Origin of the sequence: Bradyrhizobium sp. 87 (assembly GCF_023073015.1) — a bacterium.
In the GTDB taxonomy this organism is placed as follows: domain Bacteria; phylum Pseudomonadota; class Alphaproteobacteria; order Rhizobiales; family Xanthobacteraceae; genus Bradyrhizobium; species Bradyrhizobium canariense_D.
Genome location: NZ_JADPIQ010000018.1, coordinates 61,873 through 88,421 on the forward strand (window position 1 = coordinate 61,873; position 26,549 = coordinate 88,421).

General features: G+C 63.2%; 25 protein-coding genes and 1 tRNA gene. 11 read left to right on the forward strand and 15 right to left on the reverse strand.

Going from position 1 to position 26,549, the window contains the following annotated elements; genetic code table 11:
- Window positions 1-45: 45 nt before the first annotated feature.
- Complete coding sequence (locus IVB50_RS03795) at window positions 46-729, forward strand: GntR family transcriptional regulator (protein WP_085359772.1); 684 nt, start codon at window positions 46-48, stop codon at window positions 727-729.
- 12 nt (window positions 730-741) lie between these two features.
- Here IVB50_RS03795 and ybaK read toward each other — a convergent pair whose 3' ends face one another.
- The 8 genes from ybaK to mobB form a co-directional block, all read right to left on the reverse strand.
- The gene (gene ybaK, locus IVB50_RS03800) at window positions 742-1,215 is read right to left on the reverse strand and encodes a Cys-tRNA(Pro) deacylase (protein WP_085350047.1); all 474 of its coding nucleotides are present in this window, start codon (window positions 1,213-1,215) and stop codon (window positions 742-744) included.
- 245 nt (window positions 1,216-1,460) lie between these two features.
- Window positions 1,461-4,229, reverse strand: a complete 2,769-nt coding sequence (gene fdhF, locus IVB50_RS03805; RefSeq protein ID WP_085350473.1) for a formate dehydrogenase subunit alpha — start codon at window positions 4,227-4,229, stop codon at window positions 1,461-1,463.
- On the reverse strand, window positions 4,226-5,935 hold the full coding sequence (locus tag IVB50_RS03810; protein WP_247294548.1) for an NADH-ubiquinone oxidoreductase-F iron-sulfur binding region domain-containing protein: 1,710 nt from the start codon (window positions 5,933-5,935) through the stop codon (window positions 4,226-4,228). The genes fdhF and IVB50_RS03810 overlap by 4 nt, the downstream gene beginning before the upstream one ends.
- A 248-nt stretch (window positions 5,936-6,183) precedes the next feature.
- Complete coding sequence (locus IVB50_RS03815; protein ID WP_026233096.1) at window positions 6,184-6,471, reverse strand: hypothetical protein; 288 nt, start codon at window positions 6,469-6,471, stop codon at window positions 6,184-6,186.
- A gap of 91 nt (window positions 6,472-6,562) precedes the next feature.
- On the reverse strand, window positions 6,563-8,218 hold the full coding sequence (locus IVB50_RS03820; protein WP_018456153.1) for an OFA family MFS transporter: 1,656 nt from the start codon (window positions 8,216-8,218) through the stop codon (window positions 6,563-6,565).
- Between the two features lie 317 nt (window positions 8,219-8,535).
- Complete coding sequence (locus tag IVB50_RS03825) at window positions 8,536-8,799, reverse strand: sulfurtransferase TusA family protein (protein ID WP_018456154.1); 264 nt, start codon at window positions 8,797-8,799, stop codon at window positions 8,536-8,538.
- Window positions 8,800-8,865: 66 nt separating this feature from the next.
- Entirely contained in the window at window positions 8,866-10,122 is a 1,257-nt protein-coding gene (gene glp / locus IVB50_RS03830) for a gephyrin-like molybdotransferase Glp (RefSeq protein WP_085350471.1), read from the reverse strand.
- 9 nt (window positions 10,123-10,131) lie between these two features.
- A complete protein-coding gene (mobB, locus tag IVB50_RS03835) occupies window positions 10,132-10,659 on the reverse strand; it encodes a molybdopterin-guanine dinucleotide biosynthesis protein B (protein WP_085350470.1) in 528 nt (175 codons plus the stop codon).
- Window positions 10,660-10,866: 207 nt separating this feature from the next.
- On the opposite strand from mobB, the gene fdhD reads away from it, so the two are divergent.
- Together fdhD and mobA are read left to right on the forward strand one after the other, a co-directional pair.
- Window positions 10,867-11,757, forward strand: a complete 891-nt coding sequence (fdhD, locus tag IVB50_RS03840; protein ID WP_018456157.1) for a formate dehydrogenase accessory sulfurtransferase FdhD — start codon at window positions 10,867-10,869, stop codon at window positions 11,755-11,757.
- Window positions 11,744-12,379, forward strand: coding sequence for a molybdenum cofactor guanylyltransferase MobA (mobA, locus tag IVB50_RS03845; protein ID WP_039799641.1), 636 nt, complete (start codon window positions 11,744-11,746; stop codon window positions 12,377-12,379). The genes fdhD and mobA overlap by 14 nt, the downstream gene beginning before the upstream one ends.
- A 7-nt stretch (window positions 12,380-12,386) precedes the next feature.
- Here the strand turns inward: mobA and IVB50_RS03850 are convergent, their stop codons facing one another.
- The 3 genes from IVB50_RS03850 to IVB50_RS03860 are packed head-to-tail and all read right to left on the reverse strand — an operon-like array spanning window position 12,387 to window position 16,343.
- Window positions 12,387-14,336: a molybdopterin biosynthesis protein gene (locus IVB50_RS03850; protein ID WP_085350467.1), complete on the reverse strand. Its 1,950-nt coding sequence runs from the start codon at window positions 14,334-14,336 to the stop codon at window positions 12,387-12,389.
- Between the two features lie 12 nt (window positions 14,337-14,348).
- Entirely contained in the window at window positions 14,349-15,455 is a 1,107-nt protein-coding gene (locus IVB50_RS03855) for a molybdopterin-binding protein (protein WP_085350466.1), read from the reverse strand.
- 54 nt (window positions 15,456-15,509) lie between these two features.
- Window positions 15,510-16,343, reverse strand: a complete 834-nt coding sequence (locus IVB50_RS03860; protein ID WP_247294551.1) for a substrate-binding domain-containing protein — start codon at window positions 16,341-16,343, stop codon at window positions 15,510-15,512.
- A 302-nt stretch (window positions 16,344-16,645) separates the two neighbouring features.
- Here IVB50_RS03860 and IVB50_RS03865 point away from each other — a divergent pair, with 302 nt between their 5' ends.
- Together IVB50_RS03865 and IVB50_RS03870 are read left to right on the forward strand one after the other, a co-directional pair.
- On the forward strand, window positions 16,646-17,539 hold the full coding sequence (locus IVB50_RS03865; RefSeq protein ID WP_247294553.1) for a helix-turn-helix transcriptional regulator: 894 nt from the start codon (window positions 16,646-16,648) through the stop codon (window positions 17,537-17,539).
- A 99-nt stretch (window positions 17,540-17,638) separates the two neighbouring features.
- Window positions 17,639-18,868 carry an ABC transporter substrate-binding protein gene (locus tag IVB50_RS03870; protein ID WP_018456163.1) on the forward strand — a complete coding sequence of 410 codons (1,230 nt, stop codon included), beginning with the start codon at window positions 17,639-17,641 and terminating at the stop codon, window positions 18,866-18,868.
- Window positions 18,869-19,052: 184 nt separating this feature from the next.
- Here IVB50_RS03870 and IVB50_RS03875 read toward each other — a convergent pair whose 3' ends face one another.
- Window positions 19,053-20,030 carry a TAXI family TRAP transporter solute-binding subunit gene (locus IVB50_RS03875; protein ID WP_247294564.1) on the reverse strand — a complete coding sequence of 326 codons (978 nt, stop codon included), beginning with the start codon at window positions 20,028-20,030 and terminating at the stop codon, window positions 19,053-19,055.
- A 107-nt stretch (window positions 20,031-20,137) separates the two neighbouring features.
- Here IVB50_RS03875 and IVB50_RS03880 point away from each other — a divergent pair, with 107 nt between their 5' ends.
- On the forward strand, window positions 20,138-21,112 hold the full coding sequence (locus IVB50_RS03880; RefSeq protein WP_247294570.1) for a tripartite tricarboxylate transporter substrate binding protein: 975 nt from the start codon (window positions 20,138-20,140) through the stop codon (window positions 21,110-21,112).
- A 380-nt stretch (window positions 21,113-21,492) separates the two neighbouring features.
- Window positions 21,493-21,568, forward strand: a tRNA-Ile gene (locus IVB50_RS03885).
- 80 nt (window positions 21,569-21,648) lie between these two features.
- Here IVB50_RS03885 and IVB50_RS03890 read toward each other — a convergent pair.
- Window positions 21,649-22,473, reverse strand: coding sequence for a tyrosine-type recombinase/integrase (locus IVB50_RS03890; RefSeq protein WP_247294573.1), 825 nt, complete (start codon window positions 22,471-22,473; stop codon window positions 21,649-21,651).
- Between the two features lie 301 nt (window positions 22,474-22,774).
- Complete coding sequence (locus tag IVB50_RS03895; RefSeq protein WP_247294577.1) at window positions 22,775-22,954, reverse strand: hypothetical protein; 180 nt, start codon at window positions 22,952-22,954, stop codon at window positions 22,775-22,777.
- A 62-nt stretch (window positions 22,955-23,016) separates the two neighbouring features.
- On the opposite strand from IVB50_RS03895, the gene IVB50_RS03900 reads away from it, so the two are divergent.
- Window positions 23,017-23,640, forward strand: a complete 624-nt coding sequence (locus IVB50_RS03900) for a hypothetical protein (RefSeq protein ID WP_247294593.1) — start codon at window positions 23,017-23,019, stop codon at window positions 23,638-23,640.
- 478 nt (window positions 23,641-24,118) lie between these two features.
- Entirely contained in the window at window positions 24,119-24,349 is a 231-nt protein-coding gene (locus IVB50_RS03905) for a hypothetical protein (protein ID WP_247294597.1), read from the forward strand.
- A gap of 7 nt (window positions 24,350-24,356) precedes the next feature.
- Here IVB50_RS03905 and IVB50_RS03910 read toward each other — a convergent pair whose 3' ends face one another.
- Window positions 24,357-24,650 (reverse strand): hypothetical protein, encoded by a 294-nt coding sequence (locus IVB50_RS03910; protein WP_247294600.1) that lies wholly within the window; start codon window positions 24,648-24,650, stop codon window positions 24,357-24,359.
- A gap of 246 nt (window positions 24,651-24,896) precedes the next feature.
- Between IVB50_RS03910 and IVB50_RS03915 the strand changes: the two genes are divergently transcribed.
- Window positions 24,897-25,232: a hypothetical protein gene (locus tag IVB50_RS03915; protein WP_247294604.1), complete on the forward strand. Its 336-nt coding sequence runs from the start codon at window positions 24,897-24,899 to the stop codon at window positions 25,230-25,232.
- Entirely contained in the window at window positions 25,229-26,407 is a 1,179-nt protein-coding gene (locus tag IVB50_RS03920) for a DGQHR domain-containing protein (protein WP_247294606.1), read from the forward strand. Before IVB50_RS03915 ends, IVB50_RS03920 begins: the two co-directional genes overlap by 4 nt.
- Window positions 26,408-26,549 lie beyond the last annotated feature (142 nt).

The window sequence follows — 26,549 nt, forward strand, 5'->3', positions numbered from 1 at the left end:
CGTCATCCTGCATGGGCAGGATGCGCGTGGCGAGCACGAGGATGCATGGCAAGACGCCCGACAAAAGCAGGCGGCTCGATCGCGCGCGGCGGCGGCGTGGCGCTCGGCGAAGCAGTGTTCCGCTCGCTCTGCGAGGCGCTGCAGGCCGGCAGCTACCGCGCCGGCGACCGCCTGCGCGAGGAAGAGGTCGCCCAGCGGCTGATGGTCAGCCGCACCCCGGTGCGGGAAGCTCTCGGGCGGCTTGCGGCACGTGGGTTCGTCGAACCTGCCGGCGGCCGCGGCCTGATCGTACGCAACCTCGACATCTCGGAGGTGCTCGAGCTCTACGCCATGCGCGAGATCATGGAGGGCTCCGCCGCCCGACTTGCCGCCGAGCACGCGTCTGCGACCGAGGTCGACGCGCTCAGGGACATCGAGCAGACCTTCGTGGAAGCGTCGGGGACTGATCCCGCCGAGATGGCGCGGCTCAACCGCGCCTTCCACGAGGCGATCTGCCGCGCCGCGCGCAACCGCTATCTCGACAACGCTTCGCGGGAATTGCAGGACTGGATCGCCCTGCTCGGTCCAACCACGTTCACCGTATCCGGTCGCCCGTCGACCAGCCACGGCGAGCACCAGGCCATCATCGACGCCATCGCGGCTCGCGACGGCGGCAAAGCGGAGCAGCTCGCGCGCACACACATCCGCGAAGCGCTGCGCTGTCGGCTGAAGCTGTTGCAAAAACAATAGCAGAGCGCCGCCTCAGGCGACCAGTTCCGCGACGATCGCCTTCAACACGTCCCGCACATCGCCCGGACTGAGCCGCACCTGCAGTCCGCGCTGACCGCCATTCACGTACACGTAATCATGCGCGAGCGCGCTCTGCTCGATCACGGTGCGCACAGGCTTCCGCTGCCCGAATGGGCTGATGCCGCCAACCTTGTAGCCGGTGAGGCGCTCGGCCTCAGGCGGCTTCATCATCTGCGCCGACTTGCCGCTAACAACAGCGGCGAGCTTCTTCATCGAGACTTCCTGATCGGACGGGACGATCACGCAGACCGGCTTGCCGTCGACCAGCGCCATCAGCGTCTTCAAGACGCGCGCGGGATCCTCGCCGAGTGCGGATGCAGCCTGAAGGCCGATGCTCTCGGCGTCGGGATCGTAGTCGTAGGTGTGGACAGTGAAGGCAACACCGGCGGCCGTGAGCGCGCGTGTGGCTGGGGTGGCTTTGGACATGGACGATGTCTAGCACCGCCGCTGCGAGGAGCGAAGGGACGGCGACACGGATGGACACATGCACCACAGCCTCAGCGTCGTCCCGGCGAAGGCCGGGACCCATAACCACAGGGAGGAGTTTGGAGAAGACTCGTCGTTCGGTACGCCCACCATCCGCTAACGAGACACCTCGCGGTGTGGGTCCCGGCCTTCGCCGGGACGACACCGCAGGCATTGTGCCGCCAAATAACCGGCGAGCGCGCAGCCTACTCCGCCGCGTCGCGCATCTCGGCCCGCTCCGCCCTGGCCGCGCAGAACTTGAACTCCGGGATCTTGCCGAACGGATCGAGCGCCGGGTTGGTCAGGAGATTGGCCGCCGCCTCAGCGTAGCAGAACGGCATGAACACCATGTTCTCGGGCACGTCGCGGTCGGAGCGGACCTTGACCTCGACCGCGCCGCGGCGGGTCTCGAGCCGGATGAAATCGCCCGGCGCGAGCTTCTTCCTGTGCATGTCCTTCGGCGACATGAACGCGACCGCCTCGGGCTCGATCTGGTCAAGCACCTGCGCGCGGCGGGTCATCGAGCCGGTGTGCCAATGCTCGAGCACGCGGCCGGTCGAGAGCACCATCGGATATTCGGTGTCGGGGATCTCGTCCGGCGGGATGACGTGAGCCGGAACGATCTTGCCGCGGCCGCTGGCGGTCGGGAAGCCCGTGGTGAAGATGATCTCGTTGCCGGGCACGTCGGGACCGTCGACGGGATAGGTCACCGCGCCTTCGCGCACCAGCCGCTCCCAGGTGATGTTCTTCAGCGACGGCATCAACTCCGCCATCTCGGTGAAGACCTCGCCGGGACCGGCATAATTCCACGGCAGCCCCATGCGCTTGCCGATCTCCTGGATGATCCAGAGATCCTGCCGCGCATCGCCCGGCGGCTTGATCACCTGGCGTGCGAGCTGCACGCGGCGATCGGTGTTGGTGAAGGAGCCTTCCTTTTCGGCAAACGCCGAGGCCGGCAGGATGACGTCGGCGTGGAACGCGGTCTCCGTGACGAAGAGATCCTGCACCACGAGATGGTCGAGCATGGCAAGCGCCTGGCGCGCATGCTGGAGATCGGGGTCGGACATCGCTGGGTTTTCGCCCTCGATATACATGCCCTTGATCTCGCCGGCATGGATCGCGTTCATGATCTCGACCACGGTCAGACCGCGCACGGGATCGAGATCCTGGCCCCACAGCTTCTCGAAGGCGCCGCGCATGTCGTCGCGGCCGACCGGCTGATAATCCGGCAGGAACATCGGGATCAGACCGGCATCGGAAGCGCCCTGCACGTTGTTCTGGCCGCGCAGCGGATGCAGGCCGGTGCCGGGACGCCCGACCTGGCCGGTGATCAGCGCCAGCGCAATCAGGCAACGCGCATTGTCGGTGCCGTGGACATGCTGGCTGATGCCCATGCCCCAGAAGATGATCGACGATTTTGCCCGCGCATAGGTTCGCGCGACCTCGCGCAGGGTCTGCGCCGGGACACCGCAGATCGGCTCCATCTTCTCCGGTGTGAACTCCTTGATCTTCTCCTTGAGCTCCTCGAACCCCTCGGTGTAGCCGGCGATGTACTGATCGTCGGTCAGCCCTTCGGTGATGATCGTGTGGATCATCGCGTTCAGCATGGCGACGTCGGAGCCCGGCTTGAACTGCAGATGCTTGGTCGCATGGCGCGACAGCGTCTGCCGGCGCGGGTCCATGACGAACAGCTTTGCGCCGTACTGCTTGACCGCGTTCTTGATGAAGGTCGCGGCGACTGGATGATTCACGGTCGGATTGGCGCCGATCACGATGATGACCTCGGCGTCCATCGCAGCCGAGAACGGCGCCGACACGGCGCCCGAGCTCAGACCTTCGAACAGCGCCGCGACCGACGAGGCGTGGCACAGACGGGTGCAATGGTCGACATTGTTCGAGCCGAAGCCGGTGCGCACCAGCTTCTGGAACAGATAGGCCTCCTCGTTGGAGCCCTTCGCCGAACCGAAGCCGGCCAGCGCCTTCACGCCCTTCTCGTCGCGGATCTTGACCAGGCCTTTGGCCGCGATGTCGAGCGCTTCTTCCCAGCTCGCTTCGCGGAAATGCGTGAACGGATTGGCCGGATCAACCTGGTCGTTGGAATCCTTCTTCGCGTTCGGTAGCCGCACCAGCGGCTTGGTCAGGCGATGCGGATGATGGATGTAGTCGAAGCCGAAGCGGCCCTTGACGCAAAGGCGGTTGCGGTTGGCGGGGCCGTCACGGCCCTCGGCATAGATCACCTTCTCGTCCTTGACCTCATAGGTCACCTGGCAACCAACGCCGCAGAACGGGCAGAGCGAATCCACCTTCTTGTCGGCATAGACGACACGGGTCTGCTTCTCGTCCAGCATTACGGCCGGCATCAGGGCCCCGGTCGGACAGGCCTGCACACATTCGCCGCAGGCGACGCAGGTGGACTCGCCCATCGGATCGTCGAAATCGAACACGATTTTCGAGCCGTGACTACGATAGGCCATGCCGATGACGTCGTTGACCTGGACCTCGCGGCAGGCGCGCACGCACAGGCCGCACTGGATACAGGCGTCAAGATTGACGCGCATGGCCGGATGGCTGGCGTCGGTCGCCCAACGCTCGGCGGCGGGGAAGCGACTCTCGGTGACCCCAGTGGTTTCGGCCCAGTGCCAGAATTTGGAGTCCGGATCGTGCGAGGTCTCGCGCGCCGGCTGGTCGGCGACCAGCAGCTCCATGACCATTTTTTGCGCGGAAACCGCGCGCGCGCTCTCGGTCTTCACCTTCATGCCGACCGATGGCGTGCGCTTGCAGGAGGCCGCGAGCACGCGCTCGCCCTCGATCTCGACCATGCAGGCGCGGCAATTGCCGTCGGGGCGATAATCCGGCGCGGGCGAGTAGCACAGATGCGGAATCTCGCGACCCTGGCGTTTTGCGACTTGCCAGATCGTCTCGCCTGCATTGGCCTCGACCTGCTTGCCGTCGAGCTCGAACGTAATCTTCGTCATTCGGCCGCTTCCTTGAACTCGTCAGGGAAATATTTAATCACGGAGGCAAGCGGATTCGATGCCGCCTGTCCGAGCCCGCAGATCGAGGCATCGCGCATCGCCTGGCTCAATTCGTCCAGGAGAGCGCGGTTCCAGACCGGTTGCTGCATCAGCAGCGCGGCCTTCTGGGTTCCGACGCGACACGGCGTGCACTGGCCGCAGCTCTCGTCCTCGAAGAACTTCATCAGGTTCAATGCGGCCGCGCGCACGCTGTCCTTTTGCGACAGGATCACGATCGCGGCAGAGCCGATGAAGCAGCCGTATTTTTCAAGCGTGCCGAAATCGAGCGGGATGTCGTCCATCGCCGCCGGCAGGATGCCGCCGGACGCACCACCCGGGAGGTACGCGTAGAACTGATGGCCATCGGCCATGCCGCCGCAATATTCGTCGATCAACTCGCGCACGGTGATGCCAGCAGGCGCGAGCTTCATGCCGGGATTCTTGACGCGGCCCGAAACCGAGAAGCTGCGCAGGCCGTGCCGCTCATGCCGGCCGTGGCCCTTCCACCAGTCGGCGCCCTTCTCGATGATGTCGCGCACCCACCACAAGGTCTCGATATTGTTGATCAACGTCGGCAGGCCGAACAGACCGACTTGGAATGGATAAGGCGGCTTGTGCCTGGGTAAGCCGCGCTTGCCCTCGATGCTTTCCAGCAGCGAGGATTCCTCGCCGCAGATATAGGCGCCAGCGCCGCGGCGCATGTGCAGCGTCGGACCGCCCGGCGGCAGCTTCGCGATCTCACGTTCGAGGATTTCGCGCGAGGCCGGATATTCGTCGCGCAGGTAGATGTAGATATCCGAGGCCTGCACCACGTGCGCACCGATCAGCATGCCGTCGAGGAAACGGTGCGGATCGCTCTCGAGATAGACGCGATCCTTGAACGTGCCGGGCTCGCCCTCGTCGCCGTTGATCGCCATCAGGCGCGGGCCGGGTTCACCAAGCACCGCGCGCCATTTACGTCCCGTCGGGAAGCCGGCGCCGCCGAGACCGCGCAACGAGGCGTCGTCGAGCGCCTTCAGCAGGTCGTCCGTCGGTAGTTCGCCCGAGCACAGGCGATTGAGCAGCTTGTAGCCGCCGCCGGCGACATAGGCTTCATAGCCGATATAGTTGGGCAGATGCGCGTGGGTATCGCCAGCCTTCGCCGCCGCCATGACATTGGCCACCGTCGCATGGTCAACAAAGTTGTGTCCGACTTCCGCGGCAGGCGCCGTATCGCAGCGGCCGACGCAGGGCGCACGCACCACGCGGATGCCGGGACCTGACGCGTCTTGCAAATCCGCGAGCAGCTTCTCTCCGCCGAGCATCGCGCAGGTCAGCGAATCGCAGACGCGGATCGTCAGCGGCGCGATATCGGGCTCGCCTTCCTTTACCACGTCGAAATGCGCATAGAAGGTCGCGGTCTCGAACACTTCGGCGAACGCGAGCTTCATCTCGTCGGCGAGCGCGGCGAGATGCGCGGCCGAGATCTGGCGGTACTGATCCTGGATCAGGTGCAGATATTCGATCAACAGGTCGCGACGCCGCGGTCGGTCGCCGAGCAACTGCGCGATCTCATGAGAGGCGGTGGGATCGACCTGCCGTCCCTTGGGTGTGGATTTGGCGCGCTTCCGTCCCTGGCCGGGATGTTCGAACTCGCGAACCTTGTGAACGTCGTCGTTGCTGCTCATGGAGACGTCGCGTTCTCTTCAAATGCGTGATGAGTTTGGACCGGACCGCCAAGGCGATCAGTCTTCATTTCCCGACTCGATCAAACGGAACCACCGGTTCCTGCGTCCCGCCGATCAAGCCAAATTCGACGCAACTCTAATCTCTGGTATGCCAGATGCAAGAGAATTTAGAGCGTCTCTAGAATGATTTAGGAGGCAGGCGGTCGCCCGCCGTGCCCTTTTGCGCAAGCGTCGGATGGAACCCGATCTCAAGTCTTGCTCATGCACTCTTCAATGTAGAACCAGCGATCGTCGCCGGCGAGGCCCTTGGACTTCACGTCGGCGCGGCAGGCTTTCAGCTTCGGCTTGTTGGTTGCCCATTTCGCCTTCATGTCTTTCAGCTTCTGCATGGTGAGCTTCATCTTGCCAGGTTTGGCTTGCGTCGCTGCAGCAGGCGCCGCCGGCGGCGTCGCCGTCTGCGCGGATGCGGCATGAAGGCCAGCGACGAGCAACACGGCCGCGAGGCAAATTCGAAGGCAAATTCGGGTGCGAATCATTTCAATCCCCCTAAGTCCCATTTCTGATGATGTCCGAAAGGCCAACGAAGCGGGACGCCTGATGAGCATCCCGCTTCTGTCTCGACGACGGTCAGAAGATCTTGACCGCGCTCTCCAATGTCTTCCAAACACCCCAAAGCAGGGGGACGCCGACGAACGCCCAGAACAGCGCCGCCTTGGCGTCAAGCCCGCCAAATCCGATGCCGTAGGAGCCGTGCGGCCCCGCGGCGGCGGCGCTGGCGCTTGCAGCCTGCAACTTGGCGACATCGGCGTCCTTCATGTGCCACTTCGAATCGACCGGCTTGATCAGATAGTTGCAGATCAAGCCCGCAATCAGCATCGCACAGAGGATGTACATAGTCGTGTTGTAGAGCTGATCGCGCGGCACGCCTGCCGCGAGCTGGAACTCGCGGATGTAGTTGACGACGACGGGACCGATGATGCCTGCGGTGGACCACGCCGTCAGCAGCCGGCCATGGATGGCGCCGACGAACTGGGTTCCGAACATGTCGGCGAGGTAAGCCGGCACGGTGGCGAAGCCGCCGCCATACATCGATAGGATGATGCCGAAGCCAAGCACGAACAGGAGCTTCGAACCCATCGCCGCAAAGGTCGGCGCCAGCGCGTAGAGCACGATGCCCAGGATGAAGAACGTATAGTAGGTGTTCTTGCGCCCGATCTTGTCCGACAGCGATGCCCAGAAGAAGCGGCCGCCGATGTTGAACAGCGACAGCAATCCGGCGAAGCCCGCGGCGATCGCGGCGATCTGCGCCTTCTGCCCCGCATCGAGCGCGTTGAAGCCCACCTCCGGCAGGCCGATCAGCTTGCCGGCGAAGATCTCCTGCAGCATCGGCGATGCCATGCCGATCACACCGATGCCGGCCGACACGTTCAGGCACAGCACCCACCAGATCAGCCAGAATTGCGGCGTCTTGTGCGCATCGTTGAGATGGACGTTGGCCTTCGAGATCATCGCGTTGGCCTTCGACGGCGCGGTCCAGCCCTCGGGCTGCCAGCCGGGCGGCGGCAAGCGATAGCGGAACGCGCCGATCATCATGAACACGAAGTAGATGACGCCCATCGTGACGAAGGTCTCCCAGACGCCGACCGAGGTCGGGGTCTTGAAGTAGTTCATCAAGAGGTTAGCCAGCGGCGCGCCGATCATGGCGCCGCCGCCGAAACCCATGATGGCCATGCCGGTCGCCATGCCGCGACGGTCCGGGAACCACTTCACGAGCGTCGAGACCGGCGAGATATAGCCAAGACCGAGACCGATGCCGCCGATCACGCCCGAACCCAGCCACAACAGCCAGAGCTGATGGGTGTATACCCCGATCGCACCGAGGAAGAGGCCGCCGCACCAGCACAAGGCCGAGACGAAGCCGGCCTTGCGCGGGCCTACGCGCTCCAGCCAGCCGCCCCAGACCGCAGCCGCGATACCGAGCAGCACGAAAAAGAGCGTGTACATCCACCCCATGCTGGCGACCTTCCAGTCGCAGCTGGTCGTGAACAGCTCCTGAAACAGTGACATGTCCGCGCACGCCTTCGGCGCGGTAACTCCGATCGCGCGCGACAGCGGCAACCAGAAGACCGAGAAGCCGTAGGCCATGCCGATACAGAGATGGATGCACAGCGCAGCCGGCGGCACCAGCCAGCGATTGAACCCGGCGGTCGCGATGGTCCGCTCGCGATCCAGAAAACCTGCGCCGGCACCCGAAAGTGTTCCAGCGCTCTCGATGGTAGACATGCATTCCTCCCCTAAAGCCGCCCTTCTGAACGGCCTGCCACGACGGTCCTGTTCCTCAGCCTGCAGCGCAGCCCTTGTCCCTGCTGCTCCGCACAATGATCGACGCGCGCCAGGATCGTCACGCGCATCCGAGACGTTAACCCCTAACCGTGGGGACTATGCCCGACGCCACGGCCGGGCTTCTTTCGACGGCCCATTTGCTCCGCATATCGCAGGCACGACTCGACCTCCGCGTCTCGGCGGAGGACGTCAATTGGGGCAGAAGTGATGATCGATGTCGATAGACAAAAGGTAGGTATCAACCGAGTGACCGCGAGCTAAGTGGGCGGCGCACCATTGATATTTTCTATCGATCGATCGGCCTTCTCAATCAAGAACACGATGCGCGCGTCGTTGCGCTCGGTGATCTCCACCGTGTCGCCGGTCTCTCGGATCAGGTTCGGAATGTCAATCACCGACAGCGGATCGGTGCAGTACACTTCGAGCTGATCCCCCGGATGCAACGGCTTCAGCGCTTTGCGCGTCTTCAGGGCGGGCAGCGGGCATTTCAGTCCGGTGAGATCGAGCGTCGTTCTGGTCATCGGCGCAACATGGCGGGAGCGACCGATGGCGTCAACGCCGAGCCAGCGCCAACATCACGTTCAGACTCAGAGCAAATCGGCATAGGACAAGAAACCCACGCTCTGCCCCGGCTCGACACGCGTGACCTCCTCATCGAGCTCGATGAGGCCGTCGGTGTCGATCAGAGAGGACAACAGCCCAGCCCCCTCGCGTGGAAACTTGATTGCCTCGAATGCGCCGTCCTGCGTGCGCCGCAAGGAGGCGCGAACATATTCGCGTCGGCCCGCCTTCTTCTTGTAGGTGAATGCCGCGCGCACCGGGATCGGCAACAGCGGCGCCGGCAGGCTCCCCGCAAGCGCGAGCACCGTCGGCCGCACCACATGCACGAAGGTGACGAAACTCGCGACGGGATTGCCCGGCAATCCGATCAGCGGCGTGCCCTCGATGATGCCCATCGCCACGGGCCGTCCCGGCTTGATCGCCATCCGCCACAACACCAGCGAGCCGATGCTTTCGACCGCGGCCTTGACGTGGTCCTCCTCTCCGGTCGAGACGCCGCCGGTGGTGAGGATCAGATCGTGCGTGCCTGCGACTTGCTTGAGGCCATTCGCAAGCGAGGTACGTTCGTCGCGCAAAATGCCGAGATCGCTGACCTCGCAGCCGAGCCGGCGCAGCATCGCCATCAGCATGAAGCGGTTGGAGTCGAACAGCTGCGAGGCCGCGCGCGGCTCGCCGGGCGAGGTCAATTCGTCACCGGTCGAGAACACCGCGACACGGATGCGCCTGACGACGTCGAGCCCGACCAGGCCGAACGCCGCCGCGAGCGCGACATGTTGCGGCAGCAAGCGCTGGCCTGCGCGCAGCGCGATGTGGCCCTGGGGGATGTCCTCTCCCGCAGGGCGGACATTCGCGCCCGGCTTCAGCCCCGGCGGCAGCACAATTCGGCCGGCGTCATCGACGCGGACGTCTTCCTGCATGAAGACGGTTTCGGCATCCGGCGGCATCGGCGCGCCGGTGAAGATGCGCGCGGTGTGGCCGGCCTTGATCGGCGCTAGTGCCAGACCGCCGGCCTGGATGCGGCCGTCGAGCGGGAGTGCCCGCTCGGCGCTGTCCGGAAGATCGGCGTTGCGCACGGCGTAGCCGTCAACAGCGGAATTGGTGAAGGGGGGCAACGGCAGCGGCGCCGCGATATCGCGGGCCAGCACCCGCCCATCAGCATCGATGAGCCTCACGGTTTCGAGATCGACAATCGCGTTGACGCGCGTCGTGATCAGGCCAACCGCCTCGTCGACCGACATCATCGGTCCGCCGAAGGCAAAACAATCGTCCGACAATTGCGCCATGGTGCCTCGTCAGCGCATCGCAGCGCTTTTCGCGACCGCTTCCTCGACCGGCATCGCCGCGCGCAGCAGCAATTCCGCGGCAGCGGCGATATCGTCGAGATGGACGGTCGGCAGTCGCGTTTCAATGGCGACATCGGCCGCGATCCCGTAAATTCCGGGATCATCGGGAAACAGCAACGGCTTGTCGTTGGCCGCGCGATGCACCTCGATCTTGCGATGCGGCTCGCGCTTGAAACCCTCGACCACGACGAGGTCGACGGCTGACAATTTGCTCAACAGTTCCGGCAGTCGCGGCTCCGCCGCCCCGCGCAATTCGTGCATCAGCGCCCAGCGATTTGACGAAGCAACCAGCACCTCGGCCGCGCCGGCCTCACGATGGCGCCAGGAGTCCTTGCCGGGAACGTCGACGTCGAACTGGTGATGCGCATGCTTGATGACCGAGACGCGCAAGCCAAGCGCATTGAAATGCGGGATCAGCCGCGTCAACAGCGTGGTCTTGCCCGCACCGCTCCAGCCCGCAAGGCCGATGACTTTCATTCCAGCTCCGTCTCCGCGAGCGACCAGGTCCTTGATGGAACCACTCTCTCCTCCGTCATTGCGAGCGCAGCGAAGCATCTAGGAATGGATCCACAGCGGCAGCCCGGATTGCTTCGCTTCGCTCGCAATGACGAAAAGGCGGCATTTCGTTCTTTCGCTAGCACGCTTATATCGGCTTGACCCGAATGTCATGCTAACGTCGCGGCCATGATGAAGATCGACAAAGCCCCAGTGCCCCTGATCGTCCCTGATACCGACGACCCGCGCCTCACCGAGAGCGTGACCGGGACCGACCAGTCCGGCGCCAGAATCGAGATCAAGGTGCCGGTGGAGCGCCCGCTGACGCTCTACCTGAATTCGCAGGAGATCGTCACCATGATGACGATCGGCGACTATCCGGAATATCTGGCGCTGGGCTATTTGCTCAACCAGAACATGCTGAAGTATAATGACGCGGTCACCGAGGTCGAATACGACGACGACCTCCAGGTGGTGGTGGTGCGCACCGAGCATCACACCAATTTCGAAGCCAAGCTGAAGAAGCGCACGCAGACATCGGGCTGCGCGCAGGGCACCGCCTTCGGCGATCTGCTGGAGGCGGTCGAGAGCGTGGCGTTGCCGAAGGCGGAGCTGCGGACCTCCTGGCTGTACCAGATGACGCAGACCATCAACACCATGCCCTCGCTCTATCTGGAGGCCGGTGCGATCCACGGCTGCGTGCTGTGCAGGGAGGGGGAGCCGCTCTGCTACACCGAGGATGTCGGCCGTCACAACGCCGTCGACAAGATCGCGGGCTGGATGTACCGCCACGGCGTCGATGCATCCGACAAGATCCTCTATACCACGGGACGGCTCACCTCTGAGATGGTGATCAAGACGGTCCGCATGGGAATTCCGATCCTGGTGTCGCGCTCCGGCTTCACCGCCTGGGGCGTCGATCTCGCCCGGCAGGTGGGCTTGACGCTGGTCGGCCGCGCGCGCGGCAAACGCTTCATCGCGTTGTCGGGGGAAGAGCGCATCGTCTACGACCAGAACCTCGCTTATGTCGAGGAGGAATCGGCCAAGCACAAGCGCAAGGGTGAAGGTGGTGACGATTAGCTGTCCGACCACGCAAGGCGTGCTGCTCGCCGGCGGCCTCGCGCGGCGCATGGGCGGCGGCGACAAGCCGATGCGCACTATTGGCGGCCGCACCATTCTGGAACGCGTGATCGCGCGCCTATCACCCCAATGCAGCGGGCTGATCCTCAATGCCAACGGCGATCCCGCCCGCTTCGCCGCGTTCGGTTTGCAGGTCGTCGCCGACGACGTGCCCGGCTTTCCCGGTCCACTCGCCGGCATCCTTGCCGCGCTCGACTGGACCGCGGCGAACCGGCCTGAGGTGGAATGGGTGCTCAGTGCCGCCGGCGACTGTCCATTCCTGCCGCGCCATCTGGTCGCGCGCTTGCATGACGAACGCATCGCGGCGAATGCCGAGCTCGCCGTTGCGGCGTCGGGCGGCCAGTCGCATCCGGTGATAGGCTTGTGGCGCGTTGGCTTGCGAGACGAACTGCGTCACGCGCTGGTGGTCGAGGATCTCCGCAAGATCGACCGCTGGACCGCGCGTTATCCGCTCGCGACCGTGACGTGGCCGAGCGAACCGCTCGATCCGTTCTTCAATGCCAATACGGTCGAGGATATCGCGGAAGCCGAGCGGCTCGCCGCACTGGATGCGGCGTCCTAACCAAGCTCTACGCCGGCCGGAATCCGGCCCGCTCCAGCGCGGCACGCGCTTCGTCCGAGCCGAGCGCATCGAGAAAGGCCCGCACCGCCGGACGCTGCTTCCGCGCCGTCACCAACGCGAAGTCATAATGCTCCTCCGCGAGCGGAATGAAACCGAGGCCGACCGCCTTGGCGACCGGCGCAATGGTCATGCCCCAGTCGGCGCGATGCTGCGCGACCGCCGCGGCCACCGCGTTGTGCGAGCGTGGCTGGTTCCAGTAGCCTTCCGGGCGCGCACCACCGAGCAACCGGTCGATCAGGATGCGCGTGCCGGCGCCCTGGTTGCGGTTGACCATGATGCAGGAGGGATCAGCGAGCGCCGCGACGACGGCGTCCTTCGCGCTGTGGCCTTCGAAACGCTTGTCGCCCTTGCGGAACACGATGCCCTGCATCCGTCGCCAGCCCGGCACGAGTTCGAGACCTTCGACGAGGTAAGGCGCATTGTAGGTCTCGCTCTTGTCGTCGAACAGATGGATCGGCGCCAGATCGCATTCGCCGCGCCGCGCCGCCGCAAGTCCGCCGAGACTGCCGACCGCGATCGAGCGCACGGTCAGCCCGGCATGCGCGAGTTGCGCCGTGACGAGATCGAGGCCGGCGCAATGACTGCCGACGATGACGAGATCGGGCACCCGCACATGCGGCGTGAACAGCGTCACCTCGGCTTCGGTCCCGGCCGGCATCTGGTCGGCGAGTGCGTCGATGCGCAGAAAACCGTCGGCCTGCGCGAACGACGTGATCGCACCGGACCCCTTGCCTGAGGGATAAGCGATCAAGCCGTCCTTGCCTTCGACCAGCGAGACCATGACGAATTCGGTGCGGCCGAGCTCGGAAGCAATGCGCACCGGCACGGTCGCGTTCACCTTGGCATCGGAGCGCGGCGGCAGTCCGGCCATTTTGCGCAGCACCGGTACGATCATGTCGTGAAAGGTGAACATCGCCGAGGTCGGAAAACCCGGCAGGATCACCACCGGCTTGCCGTCGCACACCGCAAGACACAGCGGCTTGCCGGGCTTGAGCGCAATGCCATGCGCGATGATGCCGGGCTGGCCGAGCCGACCGATGATGCGATGGGACAGGTCGCCCGCGCCTTTCGACGTGCCGCCGGAGAGCACCAGCATGTCGGCGTCCGCCAGCGCACGCCGCATGGCGGCTTCGAGCTGAGCTTCGTCGTCGGGAATGGCGCCGAGGAAAACCGCCTCTCCGCCGTTCTCGTCGATCGCAGCAGTGACGATCGCGCCGTTGGTATCGTAAATCGCAGCAGGCGCGAGCACCTCGCCGGGCGGAACCAGTTCGTCGCCGGTGGAGATCACGGCCACACGAGGTTTGCGCACGACGCTCACCTCGGCAAGACCGCAAGCCGCCAGCATGCCCACCTCGCGCGAGCCCACGATCGTGCCGGCGCGCAGCAGCGCCTCGCCGCGCGCGATATCGGATCCTGCGTAGGATATGAATTGCCCGGGCGAGGCGGCGCGACGGACGTCGATGGTGGCCGATCCCGCCGGCTGGGTATGCTCGACCATGACCACGGCATCGGCACCGCGCGGCAGCGGACCGCCGGTGGCAATCGGCGTTGCCGTTCCCGCCGCCACTTGCAGCGCGGGTACGGTGCCGCAGTGAATAGTCTCGCCATTCAGCCCGAGGCGAACTTGCGCACCTTCGCCGGCTGTCGCAAGGTCCGCTGAGCGCACCGCGAAGCCGTCGACGTTGGAACGGTCGAACGGTGGCACGTCGATTGGCGCAGTGATGTCTTCAGCAAGCGACGCGCCGAGCGCTGCTGCGAGCTTGCGTCTTTCGCTTGGGATCGCGCGAGGGAACAGCGCAGCCTCGAAGCGTGCCAGGGCCTCCTCGCGGGAAAGGATTTTCAGGAACTGTTCCTGTTCGAGTGCGCTGCGGACTTGCGATTGCGGGATCATGGTCATGCTAAACCCATATCATTCCCGCATCAGATAGGCATCGACCGGCGCGCCCGCTGCAAATCCCTCGTGGCCGGCGGGAACAAGCAGCCATGCATCAGCACGGGCCATTGCCTGGAGCGGCCATTCTCCTACCGCAAGCGGCACCCACGCATGATGTTCCTCGGCCAGCAGGACCATTTCGGCGATGCCGACGCTGGATGCAATTTTTCGCGCGAGCGGCAAGACTATCTGTCGGCGCGGCTGCCGCGCCGACAGAAGGTCGACGAGCGGCAGCACGAGCGCGAGCCAGACCGCGAGCGCATGGTCCGGCGATCCGGGCAAGCCGACGACAGGAATGGTTCCCAGCCGCCCGATCGCGGCGGTGCGTCCGGGCTGGAGCGCAAGACCATGGGCGATCACGTCACCACCCTGGGCCAGCGCCGTGACCGCGGCATCCTTGCGACCGACGCCGCTGCCGCCGATCGTCAGCAGGAGATCGCAGGTAGGCGTCCCCAACGTCTCCGCGATCGATCCCGCGTCTCGCGCGCCGGCCTCGCTCGTCTGCACATCCAGTCCAGCGGCGCGAGCAATGTCCGCGATCAAATGCATGGTCAGCGTTGCACCTGATACATTGACAATGCGCAGCCGCGGACGGCGCACGCTCAGCCGGTCCAGCCCGGCGGCGCGCGCGAGCAAAAGAGCGGCAGGACCGACCGGATACCCCTCTGCGGCGGCAGGCGTTCGTCCGTCGATGTCGCTTCCTGCGCGCCTGACGCCCTGCCCCGGCACGCCCTCCGCCAACACCTGGGCGAGCGGACCAGACACCTCGACTGCGTCAGCATCGAGCACACAGTCGCATCCCGCCGGCATCGCGTCGCCGGCATCGGCCCAGGCGGGCGCTGTCGGCAGCGGCAGCGGTGAATAGGAGGACGCGCCGACCAGATCATTGGCGCATAACGCCCAGCCGTCCGCGGCAGCGACGTCACGAGACGGTCGAGCCGCGAGCAGCGGATTGCCGGCCGCGATGCAGCCGGCCGCTTCGCTCAGCGGCAACTCCACCGGCGCGAGCGGATCAAGCCCTGTCAGCAACGCGGCGAGCGCGGCGTCGAGCGGCGTCAGGGATGGCGGCAGGCGCTGGGTCATTCGTCATGGTGGACCATGCATCGCCCGGTTTGGCAACCGCCGGCGATGCGACCGTCAGCCGCCCGACTTGTCCGCATTGGGGAAGAACAGCTGTTGTCCGTCGACCTGGTATCCGGCGATCGCCGCCTGCCCGTCCGGCGAGATCAGCCAGTCGACGAAGTCTTGCCCCAACTCCTTCTTGACGTTCGGAAACTTCGCGGGGTTCACCAGCATCACGCCATACTGATTGAGCAACCGCTTGTCGCCTTCGACGACGATGTCGAGATCGCCGCGATCCCGAAAAGCGATCCAGCTGCCACGGTCAGACAGCACATAGGCGTTCGCCGTGCGCGCTGCGTCGAGGGCTGAGGCCATGTCCTGCTTGGCTTCGCGATACCAGGCGCCCTTGGTGCGGGCGATGTCGATGCCGGCGACGATCCAGAGCGCGAGCTCCGCGGCATGGGTGCCCGAGCGGTCGCCGCGCGTCACGAACGGTACGCCCTTGGCCTCGATCGCCTTCAGCGCAGTCGCGATGTCCTTGCCCTTCACGCCGGCGGGATCGCTCTTCAGCCCGATCAGCACATAGTCGTTGTACATCACGTCGAAGCGCTTCACGGCAAAACCGTCGGCGACGAATTTCTCCTCCTGCGGCCGTGCATGCATCAGCACGACGTCGACTTCGCCCCTTCGTGCCCCCTCGAGCACCTCGTCGGCGCGCCGCGCGATCACCGTCACCTCGATGCCGGTCTTCTCACGGAAGATCGGCAGCAGATAGTCGAGCAGGCCGGACTCCTGCGTCGCTGTGGTCGTGGCCATGACGATGGCGCGGTCTTCCGCGGATGACGCCGCAACGCTCGCGGCGAGGCCGCAGAGAAGCGCGAATGCAACGGAGAGGCGGCGGACGGCCATGATCGGGTTCCCACTGGCTATGACGCGATCATGATGATGATCGATTGCGCCGCACTCGTGACGTGTTTGCACATTGTGCCCGCAGTGTCGGGAAATTCCGGCAATGCGCCGCGCGCCACTGGCCGCAAGGCACGCCCCACGCCAGCGATTCAGGATCGTTCACCAAAGCAGAGATCGCACGTGGGGATGTGTTGCAAAGCAGCGAGTTGATCGGGCATGGTCCTTGCTGACAAAACTTGAAATGCAGAATTCCACCTGCGTCGAACGTCAAAAAGAAGCAAGAATTTGCATAGGAATGCAGGATGGAATTCCTGACGACCAGCGAAGCCGCCGACTATCTTCGGCTCGGCGAACGCAAGCTTTACGAACTCGTCACCACCGGTGCGATCCCCTGCACCAAGGTGACCGGAAAGTGGCTCTTCCCGCGGCACGAACTCGACCTCTGGGTGCTGTCCGGACTGGCGCGTCCGGCCGGCATGCTGATCGCGGAGCCGCCGCCGGTCGTCGGCGGCAGCCAGGACGAGCTTCTGGATTGGAGTCTGCGCGAATCCGGCTCGGGCCTGGGATCGATGAGCGAGGGCAGCGCGCGCGGGCTCGAGCGCTTGCAGCGGGACGAGGTGATGGCCGTGGCAATGCACTTCCACAGCCTCGATGCCGACGGCAATCTTGCCGCCGATGCCAATGCGACGGCTCTGCGTGACGCTCCGGACCTGCATGATGCATTGCTGGTCGCGTTCGTGCGCCGCGAGCAGGGTCTCGTGCTGCCGCCGGGCAATCCCAAGCGGCTGCGCGGCCTTTCCGACGTGCTCGCGCTCGGGGTCAGGATGGCGATGCGGCAGCAGGGCACGGGCGCGCAGATGCTGCTCGATGTGCTGCTCAGGCGCGCCGGCGCCTCGACGCGCGATTTGCGCCGGATCGAGATGCCGGCCCTGACCGGGCCGGATCTCGCCGAGATCGTTCGCGCGGGACAGGCCGATTGCGGCATCGCGACGCGTGCGTCCGCGCGCTCGGCCGGCCTCGATTTCGTGCCGCTGGTCTGGGAGAACTTCGACCTCGCGATGCGGCGGCGCAGCTATTTCCGCCCCGCCATGCAGGGCCTGATCCGGTTCCTCGGCGAAAAGCGGTTGCTCCAGCGCGCCGTGGAGCTGACCGGCTACGATCCCTCCCCGGCCGGACAAATCCGCTTCGCCGCCTGACGTTGACGCCCGCCCCCAAATAGTTGCAAAAGAAACCAATTCAGCCGGGCCATACCCGGGGGTACACCGGCCAACGCGCCGGATCAGGGGAGGACAAATATGAAGCCAACGAGATTTGGACTGCCGGTCGCTGCCGGCTTTGCAGCGACGTTCCTGGCGGCGACGCTGCTGCCGGGCGCCGCAATGGCGCAGGTGTCCGACGACGTCGTCAAGATCGGCGTGCTCACCGACATGAACGGTCCGGCCTCGGCGCCGACCGGCCAGGGTTCGGTGACGGCGGCGCAGATGGCGATCGACGATTTCGGCGGCACCGTGCTCGGCAAGCCGATCAGCATCGTCGTCGGCGACCACCAGCTCAAGGCCGATATCGGCGGCGCGATTGCGCGGCGCTGGTACGACGTCGACCAGGTCGATCTGATCGTCGACGTGCCGGTCTCCGCGGTCGGGCTCGCGGTGCAGAACATGGCCAACGAGAAGAAGCGGCTGTTCATCACCCACTCCACCGGCACCGCGGATTTCCACGGCAAGTTCTGCTCGCCTTATGCGATCCAGTGGGTGTTCGACACCCGCGCGCTCGCGGTCGGCACCGCGGACGCGGTGGTCAAGCGCGGCGGCGACAGCTGGTTCTTCATCACCGACGATTATGCCTTCGGCCATTCGCTGGAGCGCGACGCCTCGGCGGTCGTGACCGCCAATGGCGGCAAGGTGCTGGGCTCGGTGAAGCCGCCGCTGGCGACGCCCGACCTCTCCTCCTTCGTGCTGCAGGCGCAGGCCTCCAAGGCCAAGATCATCGGCATCGCGGCGGGTCCGCCGAACAACATGAACGAGATCAAGACCGGCTCCGAATTCGGCGTGTTCAAGGGCGGCCAGCAGATGGCGGCGCTGCTGGCGCTGATCACCGACATCCACGGCCTCGGCCTGCAGGCAGCCCAGGGGCTGTTGCTGACGACATCGTTCTATTGGGACCTGGACGACAAGACCCGCGAATGGTCGAAGCGCTACTTCGCCAAGATGAACAAGATGCCGTCGATGTGGCAGGCCGGCGTCTATTCGAGCGTGATGCACTATCTCAACGCCATCAAGGACACCGGCACCGACGATCCGCTCAAGGTGGCCGCCAAGATGCGGGAAAAGCCGATCGAGGATTTCTTCGCCCGCAACGGCCGCTTACGCGAAGACAATCTGATGGTGCACGATCTGTGGCTGGTGCAGGTGAAGACGCCGGAGGAAAGCAAATATCCGTGGGACTATTACAAGATCCTCACCACGATCTCGGGCGACAAGGCGTTCGGTCCGCCCGACCCGGCGTGCGCGATGGTGAAGAAGTGAGGGTGTAGCGACGCCGCGCTGACGGTGCACCCTCTCCCCTTGCGGGAGAGGGTGGATTCGCGAAGCGAAGCCGGGTGAGGGGTCGTCTCCGCGAGTCCAACTCGCTGTTGAGTTCGCGGAGAGATACCCCTCATCCGGCGCTTCGCGCCACCTTCTCCCACAGGGGGAGAAGGAAGGAAGCGCCCTACTTCACTACCCCGATCTCGCGAAAGTACTTCATCACGCCGGGATGGATCAGCTCCGGCTTCGGCGCGGCGGCGACGGTGTTCGCGGCCGTAGTCTCGCAGGCTTGCGCGAGCTGCTTGCAGAAGGTCGGCTCGACACCGTGAAGCGTCTTCGCCAGGCGATAGGCGACGTCATCGGGCAAATCTTCGCGCGTCAGCACAAAGCTCCAGGACCCCAGCGAGGCGATCGGCTCGGACTGGTTCGGGTAGCTGTCGGCCGGCACGGTGAGCGGCTTCAGGAAGGCATGCTTGGCGCGGATGCGCGCGATCTCCTCGGCACTGGGCGCGATGAAGCGCGCGCCTGATACGCTCGAGGCCACCGCCGCGAAACCGGGCCAGCCGATGCCGGCGCCCCAGAGTGCGGCGACACGGCCATCCTCGACCATCGCGGGGCCATCGCCGGCGCGGTCGAGATAGATCGCCTTGAAGTCCTCGTCCTGCTTCCACCCGAGACCATCGAGCACGTAACGCGCCAGGATCGGCAGGCCGGAGCCCTTGGCGCCGAATGCAACGGGCTGACCGACCAGATCGCGAATGGTCTTGTAGGAACTGTCCGCGCGCACCACGAACATGCCGGGGTTGGAATAGATCGCCGTGAGAATCTTCAACCGTACCGGCGCGCGACCGATGCCGGCGAAGGCTTCATAGGCCGGCTCGCCCGCGACCAGAGCGAGATCGAGCTCGCCCTTCTCCAGCAGCGGAATGTTCTCGTTGCTGCCCTTGGTGTTGCGCGGGGCGATGATCACTTGTGGATCGGCCGCGTTCATCGCTTGCGCAAAGGCGTTGCCATAGAGCGGAAAACCGCCGCCGGGCGTCGCGGTGGCCAAGCTGATCGTCAGGCTGGGTGTGTTGGTCGGAATGGCGTTGGCTCCGGTTTGAGCGGCGGCGGGGCTCGAAAGCAGCGCCGCGCCGAGCAGGAAAACAAAAGCGAATCTCATGGTCGGTCCCGGCGGGGGCGCGTCAACATCGACGTGCGGCGATGTAGGCAGCGCCCCGATTTTGTGAAAGCATGCAGCCCAACGACAATAGAACAATGGGAGACGTCATGTTGCGAATTTTGCGTAACAGTGTTTTCGGGCTGGTTTTCCTCGCAACGCTGTTGGGCGCCGCACCTCCCGCCTCCGCCGCTTATCCCGACCGTCCCGTGCACTGGATCATCGGCTTCTCCGCCGGCGGCCCGGTCGACATCGTGGCGCGGATCATGGCGCAGTGGCTGACCGACCGCTTCGGCCAGCAGTTCATCGTCGAGAACCGCACCGGCTCGGGCGGCAACATCGCGGCCGCTGCTGCGATTGCCTCGCCGCCGGACGGCTACACGCTGCTGTTCGTCGCGCCCAACAACGCGATCTCGACCTCGCTCTACAAGAAGCTGCCGTTCGACTTCCTGCGCGACACGGTGCCGGTCGCGAGCATCATGCAGCTCACCAACATGCTGGTCGTCTCCAACGCGTTTCCCGCCAAGACGGTTCAGGAGTTCATCGACTACTGCAAGGCCAATCCCGGAAAAATCTCCTTTGCCTCGTCCGGCAACGGCACCTCGGTGCACATGTCGGCGGAGCTGTTCAAGGTGATGAGCAAGTGCGACATGGTGCACGTGCCCTATCGAGGATCTGCGATCGCGTTCCCCGACATCATCTCCAACAAGGTGCAGCTGATCTTCGACAACCTCCCCTCCGCGATGGAGCAGGCCAAGGGCGGCAATGTCCGCGCGCTCGGCGTCACCTCGCCGCAGCGCTGGCCGAGCGTGCCCGACGTGCCCGCGATTGCGGAGACGTTGCCCGGCTTCGAATCGGTCGGCTTCTACGGCATCTCCGCGCCGAAGGGCACGCCGCAGGACGTGATCGAGATCCTCAACAAGGCCGTCAACGAGGCGCTGAAGGACCCGAAGCTGGTCGCGCGCCTCACCGAGACCGGCGGCATCCCCAAGCCGATGACGCCGGCCGAGTTCGGCAAGCTCGTCACCGACGAGACCGAGAAGTGGCGCAAGGTGGTGGAGTTCGCCGGCGTGTCGGTGGACTAGGCCTGCGGAACTGCCGCGCGCCTGCGGCGCGCCAACGCGACATCGGGGGGATCGGAAGACCCCTCCCAACAAAATGGGCGAAAACAACCCCATGCACAGTAGAAAGATCTAGGGATCACAAGAGGTTACGGAATCGAAAAAAAACGAGCCCCTGGCGCGATTGCCAGAGGGCGGGGCGAAGGCTCGGCGAGATGGGCTTGCGCCGTCGGGCAAAACAGGACTATAAGGGCATCATCGCCAATTTCGGTTATTCAAAAATCCCGGGCCTTGCCGCGCCGGCATTTCCATCCGCCCGAGCCAGCATTGCACCCCCGCCTCCGTCCCTGTAAACGAACCGCGCACCGTTGCCGGCCGCGCCTCTCGCGGGCCGTCTCGCGGCGGGGCCTGTAGCTCAATGGTTAGAGCCGGCCGCTCATAACGGTCTGGTTGCAGGTTCGAGTCCTGCCGGGCCCACCATAACGCTTCGCCCGGATTGAAATTGCTGATCTTTCGAGCCGAAAATTACCACCGCCCCATAGGTGGTAACGGCCCTCGTTCTAGGCCCGTTCTTTTTCCAGATGCAAATGGACGAGGCCGCCGGCCGCTACATCATCGGATGAAGGCCGCGTCCATTTCGCCATCGCCCGTGCGGCCAGCTTCTTGCGGTCGGCCTTCTTCGTGTAAAGCTGCGCCATCTGATAGCCGCTCCAACCGAACATTGCGTTCAGCTCGCTCTCTGTTGCTCCGCTTTCCGCTGCGATGGTCGCGCTCGCCTTGCGCAGGCCGTGGGCAGAATAGCCCTTCTCGTCTGAGCTTTTCTTTGACACCCGAATTCCGGCTGCCACGATTGCCTCACGAAAGAGGTTACCGAGGCCTTCCTTGCTATAATGCGTTCCGTCGTCTTTCCCGATGATCGCAAGGCCGGACGAAGGACAAGCATTAATCGAGGCAGCCAAGTCGTTGTGCACCGGCACATAGATCGGCATGGTGCCGCCGCTTTTTTCCGTCGTCAGATGGATGATACCATTGCGGATATGCTGCTTGCCTAGCCGAGCTGCGTCGCCACGTCGCAGACCCACGTACAAGAACACGTCAAAGATCAACCGTTCTTTGCTGCCGAGCGGCCAATGCTGCTCGTACTGCTCGATAAGCTCGATTGGCCATGCGAGATGCCCCTCACCATCTCCTCTCGTGATCTTGATGCGGTCGGCTGGGTTTCTATCGGACAATTCATGGTCAATTGCCCACCTGAAAAGAGCCGCTACCGTGTTCTTAAAATGACGGCCTTGATTGGATGTGCGGCTCGATATGCCCTCCTCGACCTTTGTTCGGGTGATCGCAGTGATAGGTAAGTCGCCCGCTCCGCTCTCGATCTGCTTCAAGATAGGTCCGCGTTGTTTCCGGGTGCCAGCCGAGAGCTCACCCCAGTCGCGCGAGTGACGATAAAGGCTAATCAACAACCGACAGTCCCCTTAGTGTCGGCTGCAGGGACGGGCAAGATTGGCGCTCCGCGTAACGCTGCATGATATTCCTGCATAAACTTTTCGGAGCGATACACCGGGTCGAAAATACGGATCCCTCGGCCCTTCTGACGCTTGGACAGCTTGACATAGTAGGTCCGTTTGCCGTGTCGGCTTGTGTGGCAGTGTAAGAACGCAAGTTTCGGTTTCGGCATGTTACTCATCACAACTTGAAATCCCGGATTTTAGGCTTCTCGGCTTCCGGCTTAACCTCGTCCTTATGGATGATCACAGCGATGGTGCCATCAGGCCGAATTTCCACAACCTCGGCACCTTGCTCCCGTGCCGCGCGAGTGGCGCGGGCGATCTCCGCTAGGGTGAAACGGGCTACCACATTGCTCATTTCGTTCGTCGCTGCTTGAGTTTGGGCCGTCTCGTGACTTCGACTACGGGTTCCGGCTTCGGATGGTAGTACGCAAGAGCATCGAGTTGCTCAACGGCAGCAGCAGCAACACGCTGGTGATCGTCGAGAACCTGATGACGCAGAATGTCGGCTTGACGTTGGATGCCGTGGCGCTATCCAACGACCCCGCCATTGCCGATGTACAGCCTGCCGGATTACGGAACAACATTGCCCCGATGACCGCTTCCACCGAGACTACTCCGGTTGCCGCGATGATGGCCGACGTTGCTGCTCTCATCGGTGCCGTCAGCGCCGTCTCTGGCAACACGCCCCCGGTCTTGATGGCCAACCCTGCGCGCGCCGGTCTTCTTCGTATGTACGGCGGTGCCGGAATTGGCGTGATGACCATCCTCGCGTCGTCTGCCATTGCGCCTGCCGATGTGATGGCGGTTGCACCGGATGCTATCGCCTCCGCGACCGGCTCGACGCCGCAGATTTCCGCCAGCCGCGACAGCGTGCTGCATTTCGAAGATGGCACGCCCGTGAACATCGGTGATGTCAGCGGCGTCGCCGTTCCGAGTATGTCCATGTTTCAAACCGATTGCACCGCGCTTAGAATTAAACTGCCAGCTTCATGGGCGCGAAGAGATGACCGCTGCATTGCTTGGTTGACTGCAAACTGGTGACGCCGATGGATGTCTCCGAACTGCTCGTCCAAAAATATAATCTCCGCGCAGAGCGGACCGCAGCCACCGACGAGGTCGAATTTACGTTGACTGAGCGCGAGTTCGACTACCGTATTCGTCGGGAGTTTGCGCAACGCGAGGGCAGTGTCCAGCAACAGGTTGACAAATCGTTTGCCAATCACATGGCTGAGGTCGAGAGCAGGATCACCAGCGCGAAGGCCGACTTCGACCGCAAGCTCGCCGAGGTCGAGGCGACCGTTGATCGCCGCTTCGCCACGTTGAAAGCCAACGAAACGAACATGCTGGAAGGTAGGTGCGGCCCTCGCGGAGGGTGTCTCCGGTGTTCTCAAGCAGTTGCGGAAGGAATTTCAGGAACAACTCGGACAATTGCGGGCCGACGTCCCCGTTGCGAGGGCTCACGCCAACATGGAGGAAAAGGAAGCCGAAGTGGTCGAGCTGATGCGGCGGAGCCAGCGCGGTGCGTGATCGTCCGCTCAGCGCCGAGGCCCTCGACATCATGGCGCGTGCGACCGTCGCGCAGATGCGAGGAGACGCTGCGGCGCTAGCCGACTTGTGCCGTGCGGTTCTGGCGGCACTGCCCGAGTTTTCGCGGGACACGACTGAGCGTGAACTGGAGTTGTTGGATCTGCTCCAGTTCGAGCGGGAACGCTCACGACGGTTGCTGGCACTGATCGCAGGAAACCTATGAAGGTAGATCAAAGGGTCTTGGCTCGCAGCACGATATCCAGTGCCTCTTGCACATGAGCTTCGTCACTGAGATAAAATGCCGAATAGTTAGGGTTGCGGCCGGATGTGATATTAAATTGTTTTGCCGTATGCCATTTAGGCGCGCCACGAACGCTGATGTAAAAATTCTGTTTTCGGGGCTGGACCAAAATCATCCAAAAATTGTCGGGTGTTTCGGTGAAGCGTCGTCGATCTCCTTCTTTCAGGTTTCCGGGATGATGCTTCCTCACGCCGATCAGCAACCGTTCAGCGGCTGCGGCCATGTTCTTCGGCATCTCTTGTTGGACTTTGCGTAAAAACGCCTCGTCTCCTGGAGCGAGCGGAATGTGAAAGGTTGGCACATGAGGGATTGCCGGGTTTTCGGTTTTATTGGCTGCCGTCGCGGATGACCCACCGGCAGACTTAACAACGACAGTATCTTCCGACGTTCCAAGGTTCAGGACCGTTACGAAGGAGCCACTCCGGGTAATTGGCTCGTTCCCAGATTTCCGGGCGGCCTATGGTTCATCATGATCATCGTCGCGTGCTGCGTAATCGCGACAATCATGTATTCATTCACATACCTCTCTGAAACAGCGGCATTCTTTGACAAGGCTGGAAACCCGATCCATTTTATTGCCGGAGACACGGTTGCTTGGTTGTCGTGGGTTCTCTTTGCCATCGTAACGCTGCTCACTCTGTTCGCTTGCACGATTAGAAACTTCATCGACACACGGGCGCCGCGCATTATGAGCGAAGACACGGAAGCATTTGTGGATGAGGTGCAGGCAGATCAACAACCAGCCACCGACTCGGGGGCACAGGATCTCGCCGACCAAATGCAAGCGATGAGGCCTCAGACATGAGCCTTCCACTAACAATGCCGCCCGACCCTGATCCGATAGAGGAGAGGATCCCTGCCCTCCGTTTGCGCCAACCTATTGGCGACATATACATCGCGGGGCTTGATCATAAACTTCTTCAAAAGATCACATACTTTGATGTCAGACGCGTTCTGCGCGACCAACGGGATGTTGAGGCCTATCTCGGCATTCAGCGGCCGCTCAATGAAGCTAGAGTGGCAGCCCTCCACAAATACGTAAACTTCGTAGATGCGACATTTCCGACCAGCGTCATCCTCGCAATCGACGACAGTGACTTTGCTTATTTCGACGAAGCTAAGCGCGAACTGGTTATGTCTAATGTACGTCGTGGGAATGATAGACCGGATATTGCAATATCAAATCTATGCAGGGTGATCGATGGACAGCATCGAATTGCGGGCCTCGAAAACTTCAAAGGAAAAGATTTTCAAGTGATGACCGCGATATTTGTTGGCATTGATATTGCGGACCAAGCTTACATTTTTGCCACAGTGAACTTGGAGCAGACAAAGGTTCGCAAAAGTCTCGCGTTCGATCTTTTTGAGCTATCTCGAACGCGTAGTCCTTACAAAACCTGTCACAACGTCGCCGTCGCCTTGGATCGGGTCGTAGAGAGCCCGCTTCACCAGCGCATTAAACGATTGGGCGGCGCAACACCCGGGCGAGATCGCGAAACTATTACGCAATCCACCGTGGTCGACAGTCTAGTTCGGTACATCTCACCAGAACCGAAGGTAGACCGCGACCTGTTACTGCGAGGACAGGAGCTGCCTCTCGCTGACACGGATACATTGAAGAGGTTCTGCCTTCGCAATCTGTTTATAAAAGGGGACGATGTGGCCATTGCACGCATCGTTCAGAACTACTTTGACGCTGTTAGGGCGACGTGGCCGGCTGCTTGGGATGACTTCGGTCAAGGTGCAATGCTTAACAAGACGAATGGGTTTCGCGCGTTGATGAGTATCTTCGGTCGCGTCTACACATTTGTCACCGCACCCGGGAACATGGTCCCCCGCAGCAAATTTGAAGAGGTTTTCAAACGATCCAAATTCAAGGATGCTGACTTCACAACGGATACCTTCAAGCCCGGCACAAGCGGCGAGGCGAAGCTCAGAAATGAGCTACTCGCCCAGTTGGATCTTCCGAGCGGAGGCTAGCTGCGAGGTCCGCCTCCACACAGCTAGGGCAGTTCGAAACGTTCGCCAAGCACATGCCCTCGGTGGTAACCGAGCTTTAAAAAGCGCAATGCCTTCAATGGCTTTTTTTTCGTTACCACCTAGCTGCCAAGTGGCCGTAGTT